This is a genomic window from Pseudoalteromonas aliena (assembly GCF_038155085.1).
GTDB lineage: Bacteria > Pseudomonadota > Gammaproteobacteria > Enterobacterales > Alteromonadaceae > Pseudoalteromonas > Pseudoalteromonas aliena_A.
Genome location: NZ_JBAKAU010000004.1, coordinates 12,955 through 26,484, shown reverse-complemented (window position 1 = coordinate 26,484; position 13,530 = coordinate 12,955). Strand labels below are relative to the sequence as shown.

15 protein-coding genes are annotated in these 13,530 nt (G+C 40.4%); 6 read left to right on the top strand and 9 right to left on the bottom strand.

The annotated features are described in order from the left end of the window. Window positions 1-66 precede the first annotated feature (66 nt). Genes V6260_RS05780 through V6260_RS05755 form a run of 6 tightly spaced genes read right to left on the bottom strand, consistent with a single transcriptional unit; the run spans window position 67 to window position 5,046 of the window. Complete coding sequence (locus tag V6260_RS05780; protein WP_341593103.1) at window positions 67-1,497, bottom strand: tetratricopeptide repeat protein; 1,431 nt, start codon at window positions 1,495-1,497, stop codon at window positions 67-69. A gap of 10 nt (window positions 1,498-1,507) precedes the next feature. Then, the gene (locus V6260_RS05775) at window positions 1,508-2,164 is read right to left on the bottom strand and encodes a hypothetical protein (RefSeq protein ID WP_341593102.1); all 657 of its coding nucleotides are present in this window, start codon (window positions 2,162-2,164) and stop codon (window positions 1,508-1,510) included. Window position 2,165: 1 nt separating this feature from the next. After that, complete coding sequence (locus V6260_RS05770; protein WP_036981164.1) at window positions 2,166-2,570, bottom strand: ExbD/TolR family protein; 405 nt, start codon at window positions 2,568-2,570, stop codon at window positions 2,166-2,168. Between the two features lie 4 nt (window positions 2,571-2,574). Continuing rightward, window positions 2,575-2,955 carry a MotA/TolQ/ExbB proton channel family protein gene (locus tag V6260_RS05765; RefSeq protein ID WP_341593101.1) on the bottom strand — a complete coding sequence of 127 codons (381 nt, stop codon included), beginning with the start codon at window positions 2,953-2,955 and terminating at the stop codon, window positions 2,575-2,577. Beyond that, window positions 2,948-4,273, bottom strand: a complete 1,326-nt coding sequence (locus tag V6260_RS05760; RefSeq protein ID WP_341593100.1) for a MotA/TolQ/ExbB proton channel family protein — start codon at window positions 4,271-4,273, stop codon at window positions 2,948-2,950. Before V6260_RS05760 ends, V6260_RS05765 begins: the two co-directional genes overlap by 8 nt. Continuing rightward, window positions 4,273-5,046 carry a DUF3450 family protein gene (locus tag V6260_RS05755; protein WP_341593099.1) on the bottom strand — a complete coding sequence of 258 codons (774 nt, stop codon included), beginning with the start codon at window positions 5,044-5,046 and terminating at the stop codon, window positions 4,273-4,275. Before V6260_RS05755 ends, V6260_RS05760 begins: the two co-directional genes overlap by 1 nt. Before the next feature lie 217 nt (window positions 5,047-5,263). On the opposite strand from V6260_RS05755, the gene V6260_RS05750 reads away from it, so the two are divergent. Together V6260_RS05750 and V6260_RS05745 are read left to right on the top strand one after the other, a co-directional pair. After that, window positions 5,264-7,444 carry a TonB-dependent siderophore receptor gene (locus tag V6260_RS05750; RefSeq protein ID WP_341593098.1) on the top strand — a complete coding sequence of 727 codons (2,181 nt, stop codon included), beginning with the start codon at window positions 5,264-5,266 and terminating at the stop codon, window positions 7,442-7,444. Window positions 7,445-7,521: 77 nt separating this feature from the next. Next, on the top strand, window positions 7,522-8,202 hold the full coding sequence (locus V6260_RS05745; protein ID WP_341593097.1) for a Fe2+-dependent dioxygenase: 681 nt from the start codon (window positions 7,522-7,524) through the stop codon (window positions 8,200-8,202). A 169-nt stretch (window positions 8,203-8,371) separates the two neighbouring features. Here the strand turns inward: V6260_RS05745 and galE are convergent, their stop codons facing one another. Next, window positions 8,372-9,388, bottom strand: a complete 1,017-nt coding sequence (gene galE / locus V6260_RS05740) for a UDP-glucose 4-epimerase GalE (RefSeq protein ID WP_341593096.1) — start codon at window positions 9,386-9,388, stop codon at window positions 8,372-8,374. Window positions 9,389-9,646: 258 nt separating this feature from the next. On the opposite strand from galE, the gene V6260_RS05735 reads away from it, so the two are divergent. Beyond that, on the top strand, window positions 9,647-10,138 hold the full coding sequence (locus V6260_RS05735) for a DUF3016 domain-containing protein (protein WP_341593095.1): 492 nt from the start codon (window positions 9,647-9,649) through the stop codon (window positions 10,136-10,138). A gap of 38 nt (window positions 10,139-10,176) precedes the next feature. On the opposite strand, the gene V6260_RS05730 is transcribed toward V6260_RS05735, so the two are convergent. Continuing rightward, complete coding sequence (locus V6260_RS05730; protein WP_341593094.1) at window positions 10,177-10,467, bottom strand: prephenate dehydrogenase; 291 nt, start codon at window positions 10,465-10,467, stop codon at window positions 10,177-10,179. Window positions 10,468-10,542: 75 nt separating this feature from the next. Here V6260_RS05730 and V6260_RS05725 point away from each other — a divergent pair, with 75 nt between their 5' ends. Then, window positions 10,543-10,752, top strand: a complete 210-nt coding sequence (locus V6260_RS05725; RefSeq protein ID WP_341593093.1) for a hypothetical protein — start codon at window positions 10,543-10,545, stop codon at window positions 10,750-10,752. On the opposite strand, the gene epmB is transcribed toward V6260_RS05725, so the two are convergent. After that, entirely contained in the window at window positions 10,749-11,762 is a 1,014-nt protein-coding gene (gene epmB, locus V6260_RS05720) for an EF-P beta-lysylation protein EpmB (protein ID WP_341593092.1), read from the bottom strand. The two genes, V6260_RS05725 and epmB, sit on opposite strands and share 4 nt — an antisense overlap. 41 nt (window positions 11,763-11,803) lie before the next feature. Between epmB and efp the strand changes: the two genes are divergently transcribed. Beyond that, window positions 11,804-12,370, top strand: a complete 567-nt coding sequence (gene efp, locus V6260_RS05715; protein ID WP_058546947.1) for an elongation factor P — start codon at window positions 11,804-11,806, stop codon at window positions 12,368-12,370. Window positions 12,371-12,426: 56 nt separating this feature from the next. Then, window positions 12,427-13,401 (top strand): elongation factor P--(R)-beta-lysine ligase, encoded by a 975-nt coding sequence (gene epmA, locus V6260_RS05710; protein ID WP_341593091.1) that lies wholly within the window; start codon window positions 12,427-12,429, stop codon window positions 13,399-13,401. Window positions 13,402-13,530 lie beyond the last annotated feature (129 nt).

The window sequence follows — 13,530 nt, the reverse complement described above, 5'->3', positions numbered from 1 at the left end:
TAAAAACTGCGTTTTACACGCCAGCAAGCTAAGCGCCTACAAGTAAATTGAACTACGGTGTTAAACTTACCCTTCTTGGCGCACTATATTCTCAAGAGCGCGAATGTTGGTAATTAAGTCTTGGCGCTGTGGGTTTGCTTGTAATGCTTTTCTAAGATGTTTTAGCGCACTCGGGTAGTTTTTAGAGTCAATTGCTATTTGCGATAAGCCAAGCCACGCCGATAGTTGGTAATCAGGTAGGGCTTGTGCGCGAACATACATAAGTTTAGCTTGGGTTAATTGATTTTTACTACGGTAGATACTGGCTAAACTAAGTAAAGCATCACCTAAATTCGGGTTTATTTTAAGTGCATTATTTAAGCTTTTAAGAGCTCGATTAGTATTACCTTGTTGCATCGCTATTTGTGCGCTGTATACAGAAAACTGCGCTTGTTCATCACGGGGTAGTTGTTTGGTTAATCTTTTTGCGTTGCCTATTAGCTCTTTAGCTAAATTCCATTTTTGTTGCGATACAAGCCAGCCCAACGTTTGCATTGTGGTATTAATAACCTCAACTTGCTGTTGTTTAGTGGCGTGTTTTAAACCTTGTTTTAATAAACTAACCGCACGTTCACTGCTGCCTTCACTTAAATGCAGCTGGGCTGCTAAAAGCTGGTTGCTGGTGTCTTTAGGGTTAAGTTTTAAGGCCACTTCAATAGCAGCAAGCGCTTGCTTTTTTTGATCAAGCTGTAATGCTATTTGGGCACGTTGCAGCCAAAGTTCAGCTTTGTCAGGGGTTTTATTGAGTAATTCTTTTAATAATGCATTTGCCTGATTTAAATCACCCGATTCAATTAACGCAAACAATAGTCCTTGTTGATATTGGCTTGTTTCTGGCGCAAGCATGAGCGCCTGGCGGTACGCCGCTACTGCGCTCCAAGGCTGGTTGTGCTGCACGTGTATATAGGCAAGTTGCGCATAACTTTGTGCGTCAGCTTGACCAAGTTCAATACTGTGTACTAAGTGTGTTTGCGCTTTATCATACTTTGCTTGTTGCATGTATAAAAGGCTCAAACCTTGGTGTGCTTTTACTAAATCAGGTGAGGCTTTTAAACACGCTAAGTAAGCTCGTTCAGCATTATTGAAGTCTTTTGTGGAAAGCAAAACCTGTGCACGTAATAAGTTTAAAGCGGTGCTATCTTGTTTTATATCACGGCCTTTAAATAACGCCGCAACTTCACTGTAATTACCTGCTTGTAAAAGTGGTTGCACTTGGCGAGCAAAACCGCGCTCGGTCGGTTCAATAAGAACTTCTGTAGGCCCTAGTAATTTATTATTTATAGCTAATTGCCATGTTGGATCGCTAGGCGATAACGTTACTTTTAGTGGCGCACTAGTATCACTGGCAGCGCTTGCATTTACGTTGCCTGCGCTAAATAAAGGTAATGAGCACATTGCAGTTGTAAATACTGCGCGAGTTAATAGTTTTAGCATTTTAGATATATTTATATTTTTCATTTTAATAGGCTTAAGGTTTAAATTCGATTGGTAAAGTGAAGCGAGTACGAACCGCTTTACCTTCTTTTTTAGGTTCACTAAAGCGGATTTTTTTTATGATGCTGTCGACAACGGGTTTAATTTCAGGGTATGGGTTTTGTAATACTTCGATTAAAGTAACTTTACCGTTTTCATCTATAAAAACATCGAGCTTTACAATAAATATATCGACACCTTGGCGGGTTAAACTTTTTGGTATTACCGCTTTTACAGGTGTGAGTGGTACGGGCGGGCTATCAAGGTCGCTTAGGCTAAATGCATCCCAATTTACACTCATTGATTGCCATTGTGGCGCGCTTACTTTTACGTTAGGTGTATCGGGTTTTACAATACTTAAATCACTGTTTATCTTAATTTTTACGGCTTGAATAGACGCGCCGGCACCTTCTACCGCTAAGCTTTGCGTTGGCTCACTTGTTTGCTGTTGCGATATTGATGGAGGAGGGGGCGGTGGCAGTGCCACCATGGCAATCTCACGTACAACCACTTTGTCTTGTATATGATGCTCGGCAAGTTGCCCAAGCCATAAAAGCAGTAATGCAACACTAAGCACAATGAGGCTAAGGCCAAATGCAAACAGCGGATGGCGATTGTTTTTTGTTTTTTGAAGCGGGTTAATCGTGTGCATATTATTGCTTCGTAGCTAAGTTAACTTGCGCCGCGCCTGCCAGCTTTGCTTCGTCAATTACTTGAACAAGTAACTCAGTAGGTACTGTTTTATCAGCTTGAATAACCACAGGGCGTTGTTGCTGTTTTAACATTTGCTCGACACTACTACGTACACCAGCAACACCAATTTGGCTGCCATCAAAAAATACTTGTTGGTTGTCGGTTATTGCTAAAAATATAACTTGCTGCTCAAGACGACTGGCCGATACGGCTTGTGGTTTATCAACTTCAACGCCGCTTTCGCGTACAAATACGGTTGTAACAATAAAAAATATTAGCAATATAAATACCACATCAAGTAGCGGCGACATATCGATATGTTGCCCCGCTTCTTGCTCTAGCTTGTGCTTTAAACGTGATTGCATAGTGTTACCCTAACTGTTTACTTAACGTATGTAATTTAGGATTACGTTGTGAATATGCTAAGTAAGCTTGCATTAACCACGCAGGAATAGCGCAGACAAGGCCCAATTGAGTTGTTAGCAATGCATCACCAATGGCGTCACTCATTAACTCGTTATGGCCCAGCGCCATTACTTTAAATGTATCAAGCAAACCAACAATGGTGCCTAATAAACCAAGTAGCGGAAGCGCTGCAGTTAAAATAGAACTAACTTCTTGCCAATAACCTTTGCGCTGCGCTTGGTATTGTTTAAGGTGCAGTAAGTCATGAAAAATAAGCTGGTATACAAGTAAAGCGAGTAAAAGAATACACCAGCAAATAGGGTTACTAAGGATTTTTTCAAACATTGGTTTCTCCTTTTTCTAGTTGACTAAGCTGTAATGCAAAGCCTTCTAGTTGGCTGTAGTACGCTTTTGCTTTACGTGATAGCAATGCATTTAACACAAGTGCTGGTATGGCCACGACTAAACCCAGTTCGGTTGTTATTAGTGCTTGTGCAATACCGCCCGATACAACTTCTGGGTCACCTGAGCCAAACAAGGTCATCATTTTAAATGTTTCGATCATGCCGCTAACCGTGCCTAATAACCCGAGTAATGGGGCTACTGCTGCAGTAACAGCAATTGCACCAATAAAGTTATCGAGTTTATGCTTATCATGAATTAACTGATTAAATAATTGATCGTCTCGTACTTGGCCTTTTTCGCTTTGCAGCGTTAAGTTAAATAGCTGCTGCTGCATGCCTGCAAATTCACTGCTATTTTCAGCTTTAAAAAATTGCTGTAATTGCATTTGAGAGTGCATTTTAATTTTACTTAAATGTAGTAGCTGTGCGGCTTTTAATAGTGCAATGGTTAGTGCAAAGCAGGCAAATAAAATAATAGGGATAGCCCATAAACCGCCTTTTACTAGGTGTTCAAGCGGACTTTCTTGTTGGGCTTGGCTAGTCACTAAGTGCGTTAAACTAGGATCAAAAGTAAGTAATGTAGAGCCTACACCGTTTTGCTTTAAAGTATTATCGAGTGGGTTATCGTCACTTGTAGATTGTACTAACGCTACTTTTAATGCATTAGATTCATCATCTAAATTTAATAAACCCATAAGTTTAGGTGTTTGCGTACTAAACCATGCAACAGGGCCTACTTGAAGGGTATTAGCTTGGCTTAATTCGCCATTACTTAGCACAACCGATTGTTTTTTAAACTGTGGATAAAGTGCCTGTTCTTGATTATTAATTTGCGATATAACGCGGCTTAATAGCTCGTTCTGATTATTAGTCGACTCGTTACTGTTAGCACTATTGCTGGTATTTTGGCGTACAAAACGGCTAAGTAAGTTTAATTGATATTGCTGCTGTTGTTGCCAAGTGTCTAATCGGGTTTGTAACTGATCGAGGCTTAATGTGTTTTCGTCAGCTAGGCGGCGATTAACTGCGGCTTGCGCGCGCAATTTACTGAGCGATTGCTGCTTGGTAAATATTTGCTTTGCAAGGGTAGTTTGCTCTTTTGAAATACTATTTTGAGTTTTACTTAGAGTACGTTGCGCTGTTTTAATATCACTTAAAATACCCTGTTTAGCATCATCACTGCTAGCTGCAAAAGAAATGTTTGCACTAAAAAGTAACACTGTGACGCTAAATACTTTAATTATGCTGTTAGTAGCCATTATTTAGCCTCTTGCTGGTTTTTATTTACATAACTTAATATTGGGAGTGTTACCCAATCAGCAGCGCGCTTTTTTTGCTGTACCGCAATACCCAGTGCAACTTGCTCAGCATTAATGCTTGGGTCAAATTCCCACTGCCAACCTAAGTCACTTGGAAAACCAATACCTACGTAACTTAAATCTTCGCTTACAAACCATGTTTGTGCTGCACCTAAATAAAGCTGCTTTACCCACACTTCTTGCCCGTCAGGGTGTTTAATAGCCATTTCGTGAATAGAAATACGTTGTTGAAAATCATTAAGAAGGGTCAGCATTTTTAGCGCTGTTTGTAATCGGTCAGTCGTACTGAGTTTTGAATCGCTTAAATCACCGGCGTTTTTCCAACTGCTTAAAACTGGCGGGGGTAATTGGACTTGTAATGAAAGTAATTGCCCAGAAATACGTGCTAGTTGATCATTTAATTGCTGTTGATCATTTTCAAGTTCTGATTGCTGAGTTACAAGTTGTTCGCGTTTTTGGGCAAGTTCACTGGTGTTTTTTTTTCTACGCTGATTAAGCTCGCTAAGTTGCTGCTGCTCAGCATTTAGAAGCGTTAAGGTTTGCTCCATGCTGCTTTTTTGTTCAAGCCAATGAGTATTTAATTCTGTGTTTTGATTTTCTATTTGTAGCCATTTATTAACGAGTTGTTCTAGCTCACTAACAGTGTCGGCTTTTACTGCCATGGTGCTACAAAGCGCGATAACTACGCTAATTGGTTTAATTAAGCTTCGCATTACTTAACAACAATCCTGAAAGTTACGACAAGCAATTACAGGGACGTAATTACTGTTAATTTTTGAGTGTGTATACAATATAGGAATACATACAATAATGCAATTGATAACAGTTATCGTTTACATTGCATTGCTTGGGTGGTAGGATTTCGCCGAAATTAAATATGTACCTTAAATTAACAATCGTTAAGTGCTTAATAAAAACTACGGAGTAACCATGAGTAAGCCATCGAATAAAGGAAATACCTACGTGAAGCCAATTGCAGCAGTTGTTACAGCTACGCTTTCAACTTGGGCAAGTGCACAAGATGTTCAAGAACTGGCTGTAGTGAAAGCACAAACGGTAACTGAGTCTAGCTATGTTGTAGAAAAATCAACGTCGCATAAATACACTCAACCGCTACTCGATACAGCTAAAACGGTAACAGTAATTAACCAGGCGGTAATGAAAGACAGAAACGTAGATAGCCTACGTGATGCTTTGCGTAATGTTTCAGGCATTTCTTTAGCCGCTGGTGAAGGCGGCGCACCGACTGGCGATAGCATGTCTATTCGTGGCTTTAGCGCAACAAACGACATTTTTGTGGATGGTATTCGTGATGTGGCAGGTTACACACGTGATATTTACAATATTGAAGCGGTTGAAGTGGCAAAAGGCCCTGGCTCTGCGGTTTCTGGGCGTGGTGCAACCGGTGGTAGTGTTAACCTAGAAAGCAAAAAAGCAAAGCTTGATAGCTTTAACGACGTATCACTTCGTTTAGGTACAGAAAGCGATTACCGTGGTCGTTTTGATACTAACATTCAAGTAAACGACACAAGCGCACTACGTATCAATCTTCTTACTGATAAAGGTGATGTTGCAGGTCGTGATCATGTTGAGAATGAAACAAATGCTGTTGCATTTGCATTTGCAACAGGGCTTGGTACAAACAGCCGTTTTGATTTAAACCTAGAGTATCAACGCCAAGATAATTTACCAGATTATGGTATTCCTTGGGTCTATAGTGATACGCCAGTAGCTGAACTTGCAGATAGTGCGCGCTCACCTTCGCCTGTCGACTTTGATAACTTTTACGGTAATATTTACCGTGATTACGAAGATATTGAAGCTTACTCAACAACTGCTCGTTATGAGTATGACTTTTCTCAAAACACTATGCTACGTGTGCAAGGCCGTTTAGGTGAAGTTAAGCGTGAGTCAGTAACAACCGCACCGCGTTATTTCTCGGTCACAACAGACACTGATATTACATTTGCTGATGAAAAAACACGTGATACACAAAACTCACTTGCAGCAATACAGGTTGATTTGATAGGTAACTATGAGTTTGCAGGTTTTACTCACGATGTTGTAGTAGGTGTTGAACTAGCTAACGAAACATTTACACGCCACAACTTTGTAGCAACTACGCCAGATAACCTAATTGAAGATGGAATACGTAACGACTTATACAACCCTGATGCCACAATTGCATTTACGGGTGTGTATGGCCGTGACGGTACAAGCATTGAAGCTAAAGCTAAAAACCAAGCTATTTATGCATTTGATACAGTGACACTTAACAAGCAATGGGAAGTTACAGGCGGAATTCGCTTTGATAGCTTCACTACGGATTATCACAATGATTATAATGACCCAAGCGCTTTAATTTCTACAAGTGACGACTTATTTAGCTGGAATGCAGCTGTAGTATATAAACCTACAGAAAACGGCAGTGTATATCTAGGCGCAGGTAACTCATTTAATCCATCGGCTGAAAGTCTTACGGTATCTACGCGTTCAAATGCGGCTGATTTAGACGCTGAAGAAAGTCGCAGTTATGAATTAGGAACTAAGTGGAGCCTAATGGATGGCCGCCTGCAAACTAATGCTGCACTTTTCCGTACTGAAAAAACCAATGCCCGTACTGATGACCCATTTGCAGATAGCTCAAGTGACGAAATACTCGGTGGTGAGCAGCGCGTACAAGGTTTAGAGCTTTCAGCAACGGGCCTAATTACTAAAGAGTGGACTGTAATTGCCTCATACACTTACCAAGACAGTGAAGTAACTAAAGCATTAGGCGACGACGCAACTCAAATTGGTAACGAGCTTGCACGTACGCCTAAAAATAGCGCAAGTGTTTGGACTACGTACGATATGTCGGATAAGTTATCGTTTGGTTTAGGTGCGCAATATGTTGGTGAACGCTACAACGGCACTACGTCAACACGTTCTCGTGCGCCAGGTTATACTATTTTTGATTTAATGGTGGCGTACGACGTATCTAAAGATCTTAGCTTACAACTAAATGGTGAAAACCTTGGTGATAAAGACTATGTTGATCAGTTAGGTGGCGGTCACTTTGTACCAGGTGATGGTCGTAAGTTTAGCTTAACAGCAAGCTACTCTTTCTGAGAGTAAAATAAGTACGGCATAAAAGGGCAGAGTTAACTCTGCCCTTAATTATTTGATGAAAATGTGAGAGGGCGCACATGCTAGTTAAAATTCCAGAACTACTAACTAAAGACGAAGTGGCTTATTGCCGTAATAAATTACTGACGGCGCAGTGGGCTGATGGCAGTATTACTGCAGGGCATCAGTCAACCAAAGCAAAAAATAACTTACAATTGCCAGAAAGTAGCCCAGAAGCACAAGAGCTGGGTGAAATTATTATGGGTGCATTAGCGCGTAGTAATCTATTTATGTCGGCAGCGCTGCCTGCAAAAATTTTTCCGCCGTTATTTAATTGCTATCAAGGCGGCCAATCGTTTGGTGTACATGTAGATAATGCAATTAGACAAGTACCTGGCACGCCTGTAAAAATTCGTACAGATGTATCTATGACTCTGTTTTTTAACGAACCCGAAGATTACGATGGCGGCGAACTCGTTGTGGAAGATACCTACGGCTCGCACAGTGTAAAATTACCCGCAGGTAGCATGGTACTTTACCCATCGACGAGTTTGCACCGCGTGATGCCTGTAACTCGCGGGCGTAGATTAGCTTCGTTCTTTTGGCTGCAAAGCATGGTAAACAGCGATGAAAAACGCGGATTATTATTTGATTTAGATATGTCGATTCAAAGCTTGCGCAGCAAAGTAGAAGATAGCCCAGAGATTATTCAATTAACAGGTGTGTACCATAACTTATTAAGACAGTGGGCACAGACATAAAGAATATACTCGTTATTTAATACTGGATATAAGTAATTAAAAGCTGCGCTTTTCGCGTGAGCAAGCTCTTCGCCTACAACACAGCTATAAAATTGAATTCAATGTATAAAATACTCGGTATGCGCGGCTTGATGCCGCGCACTTATTTTAAGCGTGAAAGTTGTTTTACCTAACCTTTATAACCATTTGGATTATTTGACTGCCAACGCCAGGTATCTTCCATCATGGCATCAATTCCGCGTACTGCTTCCCAACCTAACTCATTAAGGGCTTTTTCAGGCGCTGCATAACACGCTGCAATATCACCAGGGCGACGAGGGGAAACCTGATAAGGCACAGCCTGATCGCTTGCTTTAATAAATGCATTAACCATTTGTAATACAGAGTAACCGTTACCAGTACCTAGGTTATAAACTAATGCCCCCGTGCTGTTGGCAATTTTATCAAGCGCTTTTAAGTGGCCAATAGCTAAATCTACAACGTGTATATAGTCGCGCACACCTGTACCGTCAAGTGTGTCGTAGTCATCGCCAAATACGGCAAGTTGCTTTAATTTACCCACAGCAACCTGTGCAATAAACGGTAAAAGATTATTTGGGATACCGTTAGGATCTTCACCAATTAGGCCTGATTCATGTGCACCCACTGGGTTAAAGTAACGTAAAATAGCAAATGCAAAGCGCTCATCTGATTTAGCGATATCTTGCAGCATCATTTCAACTATCAGCTTAGATGTGCCGTAAGGGTTGGTAGTTCCGCCTACAGGGAAGTCTTCTTTGATTGGTAAGCTAGCAGGATCGCCGTAAACCGTAGCTGATGAGCTAAATACCAATTTAAATACACCCGCATCACGCATCGCATCAATAAGCGTAAGTGTACCTTGGACGTTGTTTTGATAGTACTCAACTGGCTTTGAAACCGACTCGCCCACTGATTTTAAACCCGCAAAATGTATAACACTATCAACAGTGTGTTTAGCAAATACTGAATCTAAAAAGAATTTATCGAGAATATCGCCTTGGTAGAAAGTGGCCTCTTTGCCTGTAATATTCTTTACGCGCGCAAGGGATTCTCGTGATGAGTTACTTAAATTATCAATAACAACAACATCGTTACCTTGCTGTAAAAGTTCTAACACAGTGTGCGAGCCAATGTAGCCTGCACCACCGGTTACTAAAATAGCCATGAATACTCCGTGGATACCTTTTTCAATTACCTTAATTTCACCATAAATACTGATAATTTACATGCTTTATTTATAACTTTTATCGTTTATAGCGGTCATAGTGAGGGGGAATTGAGTTTGGTTGCGTAACGTTCAATTAGTTCAATTAGTTCAATTAGTTCAATTATTAAGTTATAGTTAATAAGTGACTGCTAAACTTTAGTATATTATTGCAGGGCTTAGTCTAAATAATTAGCAACAGCCCCTTTGGAGAGTGTTATGAATTCAGTAAAAAAAATAGCTATGGTAATGTTTCTCACTTTACCTGTATTTGCTAACGCTGGAGAGTCTGTTGTTAAGTGGCAAGATTTTAAAGATTATCGTGATGTACGCGCTTCTAACCAAGGTAAATCGTCGTATCATAAACAGATAAAAATACAGTTTGAAAAGCATTTTTCTAAATTGGTGGAGCAACTTCCAAAAGATTATAAGCTAAACATAGAAATAACGGATATTGACCTAGCTGGTGATGTACGCTTTGGCGGCGTGGATGAAATACGTGTCGTAAAACCTATTTATTTTCCGCGCTTAAAGCTTAATTACTCGCTAACCGATAAAGACGGTAGCGTAATAAGCGAAGCAAACGATGTAGAGCTTAAAGATATGGGCTTTATGGATAAAATAAAAATGGGTCGTGATGAGTCATTTTATTATGAGAAACGCTTAATTACAGAGTGGTTTGGCGAGCAAATATTACCAAATTTAGATTAAATAATAATGCCGCTAAATAGCGGCATTTGTTTTACGCTTTACTTAAACGTCGCTAACAGCGTTAGTAACTGCTGTAATTTAAGTACTGTTGTTTTAAGCTTTTCTTCATTAAAACCATCAGTGCTTAAGCTTTCTACATCGGCTGCTACATCAAGTACGTATGGTTTAAAGCGTTTAGCTTCAAAACTAAATCCGGCATCAGCTGGGAACAAGGCTTTAAATTTACCATGGCCTTGTTGCTGTAGCTCATCTAGTTTTTTGTCTGCATCAAGTGCTTGACGATAAACAATTTTTAAGTTTGTATTGAGTTGTTCAATAATAGAGTCCATGGGTTTCCTAAAGCTTTGTACTGCATGGCCGATATAATACTTGGATTACATTTAAAAGTCAGGTGGATTGTTTATATGAATATATCAGGTGGAAATTTACCAGTAATGTCTGGTGCTGGCGAAGGTGCTGAAGTTTTAAGTGCTGCACTTGCAAAAAGACAGCAAAAGGTTGATGGTTCTGCCGCACTTGCTCTTATTGAAGGCGCAGCAAAGCCAGAAAGTGCGCAAACACCGGCAAAATCGGTGACTGCAACACTGGGTAATAACGTAAATGTATACGTTTAAATAAGCTTAAGATCGATAGGTGTTTTACTTTTTTGACCACCTATCTCTCTCACTAATTTAGGCACTAAAAATCCAGGCAGAGCTTTTAATAGCTCTGCCATTATTCTTATTGCGTCCTCTTCGTTAATATCAAAGTGGCTGGCTCCTTCAACTTTATCTAACAAATACAAATAATACGGTAATACGTCTGCGTCAAATAATGCTTCGCTTAAATTTATTTGAGCATCGAGTGTATCATTTACATCCTTTAAAATTACAGCTTGGTTTAAAAGCGTTACGTTTGCTTGTTTAAGCTTTTGCATGGCGGCTTTAAACTCGTCGTCTATTTCGTTGGCGTGATTTATATGGTTAATAAATACAATTTTTAGCGGTGAGTGTTGTAGCCTCGCGCATAGCTCATCGGTAATACGCGCAGGTATTACAACGGGTAAACGGCTATGTATTCGCATACGCTTAATCTGTGGTAACTGCTCAAGCTCATCTAAAAACCAACTAATAGCATCATCTTTGGCCATTAGCGGATCGCCACCACTTAAAATCACTTCGTTTATATTGGCATCTGATTTTATGTAGTTTAGTGTTTCAAGCAGGCTTTTTTTATTAAGTTGGTTTTCTTGATACGGAAAATGCCTTCTAAAGCAGTAACGACAATTTACCGCACAGCCGGTTTTAAACATCACTAAAACACGTGATTTATACTTATGTAAAAGCCCTGGTTGGTCGTTGTCTTGCTCAAGTAGTGGATCTTTATTAAAACCCGACTTAGTCAAAAATTCTTGGTGGCGTGGCATAACTTGTAGTAATAAAGGATCGTTTGCATCACCTTTGCGCATTTTTTTTATAAAAGGGACTGGCACGCGCACCGCAAATAAACTGCGAGCTTTTAGGTCGTTTTCATGGGCTTGGCTCGATAAACCGACCATTTCAAGCAAGGTTTTTGGGCAGGTAACTACATTTGCTAATTCTTTTTGCCAGTTTTTATGCAAATTTGTTTCATTTCTTTGTATCATTGGCACGTAGATTACTCGAAAAAATATAAATAGAGGAAACGATGGCGAATTATAGCACCAACGAGTTCAAGGGCGGCCTAAAAATTATGATGGACGGCGAACCTTGCAGTATCTTAGAAAATGAAATGGTAAAACCAGGTAAAGGCCAAGCGTTTAACCGTGTTCGTATCCGTAAACTTATCTCTGGTAAGGTGCTTGAAAAAACCTTTAAATCGGGTGAATCAGTTGAAGGCGCCGATGTAATGGATACCGACCTAGCGTACCTATATACAGACGGTGAGTTTTGGCATTTCATGAACAACGAAACATTTGAGCAAATTGCCGCTGACGAAAAAGCATTAGGTGATGCAGTTAAATGGTTAGTTGAAAACGATGTATGTACAATTACATTATGGAACGGCAGCCCAATTGCAGTTACTCCACCTAACTTTGTTGAGCTTGAGATCACTGAAACCGATCCAGGCCTTAAAGGCGATACAGCTGGCACAGGTGGTAAACCTGCAACGCTTACAACGGGTGCAGTAGTACGTGTTCCATTGTTTGTACAAATTGGCGAAGTAATTAAAGTAGACACTCGTAGCGGTGAATACGTAGGCCGTGTTAAGTAAGCTTTAACATTGTTTATAAAATCCCGGCTTAAGCTGGGATTTTTTTTGGAGAAAATATGTCAGCAACACTTTGGGCTCCAAGCGCAAGCATAGAAACACTTAAACAGCGCGCGGCAATATTACGTACTATTCGTGAGTTTTTTTATACGCGCAATGTAATGGAAGTTGAAACACCTAGCTTAAGCGGTGCAAGCGTAACCGATGTACACTTAGCGAGTTTTAAAACTACTTTTGTAGGCCCTGGCCACGCTGGTGGCTTGCCGCTTTATTTGCAAACATCGCCTGAATTTGCAATGAAACGTTTACTAGCAGCAGGCTCAGGGCCAATATTTCAGCTTTGTAAGGCATTTAGAAATGAAGAAGCAGGTAGCCATCACAATCCTGAATTTACAATGCTAGAATGGTATCGTCCAGGCTTTGATGAATTTGCACTTATGGATGAAATGGATGAGCTAATGCGGCTCGTTCTAAATGTCGAGCCGGCAACAAGGCTTACCTATCATCAAGCGTTTGAACAAGCACTTGGACTAGACCCGCTAACTGCAAATATAGAGCAATTAAAGCAACTTGCGTGTGAGCACGGGTTTGCTGATATAGCCCAAAATGAAACGCATAAAGACACTTTACTGCAATTATTGTTTTGTATGAAAGTAGAGCCCACAATAGGGCAAAATAAGCCATGTTTTGTGTATCACTTTCCAGCTTCTCAAGCGGCACTTGCACAAATTTGTGAACACGATGAGCGTGTAGCAGGGCGCTTTGAGCTTTATTATAAGAATATGGAATTGGCTAACGGCTTTAACGAACTCACAAATGCCAGCGAGCAAGCTAAACGTTTTAATGAAGATAACGCATACCGCGCTGAAAATGGTTTAAAGCAAGTGCCAATGGATACGCGTTTAATTAAAGCGCTGGACCATGGATTACCACAATGCGCAGGGGTTGCTTTGGGAATCGATAGGTTGGTAATGCTTGCAACAAATAAAGAAAAAATTAAAGACGTAATAGCGTTTGATGTAGAGAGAGCCTAATGCCTAGCCTGTAGGCGCAAAGCTTGCTGGCGCGTTAAAGCGAAGCTTTAAAAAGTTGTTCGATTATATGTCGTTTATGCTCAATTTAAGTAATTAGAAGCTGCGCTTCTCACGAGAGCAAGCTCTACG

What these genes read in the sequence shown, in the direction of transcription:
- V6260_RS05780 (WP_341593103.1), bottom strand. Translation starts at nt 1,497, where the DNA reads ATGAAAAATATAAATATATCTAAAATGCTAAAACTATTAACTCGCGCA.
- V6260_RS05775 (WP_341593102.1), bottom strand. Translation starts at nt 2,164, where the DNA reads ATGCACACGATTAACCCGCTTCAAAAAACAAAAAACAATCGCCATCCG.
- V6260_RS05770 (WP_036981164.1), bottom strand. Translation starts at nt 2,570, where the DNA reads ATGCAATCACGTTTAAAGCACAAGCTAGAGCAAGAAGCGGGGCAACAT.
- V6260_RS05765 (WP_341593101.1), bottom strand. Translation starts at nt 2,955, where the DNA reads ATGTTTGAAAAAATCCTTAGTAACCCTATTTGCTGGTGTATTCTTTTA.
- V6260_RS05760 (WP_341593100.1), bottom strand. Translation starts at nt 4,273, where the DNA reads ATGGCTACTAACAGCATAATTAAAGTATTTAGCGTCACAGTGTTACTT.
- V6260_RS05755 (WP_341593099.1), bottom strand. Translation starts at nt 5,046, where the DNA reads ATGCGAAGCTTAATTAAACCAATTAGCGTAGTTATCGCGCTTTGTAGC.
- V6260_RS05750 (WP_341593098.1), top strand. Translation starts at nt 5,264, where the DNA reads ATGAGTAAGCCATCGAATAAAGGAAATACCTACGTGAAGCCAATTGCA.
- V6260_RS05745 (WP_341593097.1), top strand. Translation starts at nt 7,522, where the DNA reads ATGCTAGTTAAAATTCCAGAACTACTAACTAAAGACGAAGTGGCTTAT.
- galE (WP_341593096.1), bottom strand. Translation starts at nt 9,388, where the DNA reads ATGGCTATTTTAGTAACCGGTGGTGCAGGCTACATTGGCTCGCACACT.
- V6260_RS05735 (WP_341593095.1), top strand. Translation starts at nt 9,647, where the DNA reads ATGAATTCAGTAAAAAAAATAGCTATGGTAATGTTTCTCACTTTACCT.
- V6260_RS05730 (WP_341593094.1), bottom strand. Translation starts at nt 10,467, where the DNA reads ATGGACTCTATTATTGAACAACTCAATACAAACTTAAAAATTGTTTAT.
- V6260_RS05725 (WP_341593093.1), top strand. Translation starts at nt 10,543, where the DNA reads ATGAATATATCAGGTGGAAATTTACCAGTAATGTCTGGTGCTGGCGAA.
- epmB (WP_341593092.1), bottom strand. Translation starts at nt 11,762, where the DNA reads ATGATACAAAGAAATGAAACAAATTTGCATAAAAACTGGCAAAAAGAA.
- efp (WP_058546947.1), top strand. Translation starts at nt 11,804, where the DNA reads ATGGCGAATTATAGCACCAACGAGTTCAAGGGCGGCCTAAAAATTATG.
- epmA (WP_341593091.1), top strand. Translation starts at nt 12,427, where the DNA reads ATGTCAGCAACACTTTGGGCTCCAAGCGCAAGCATAGAAACACTTAAA.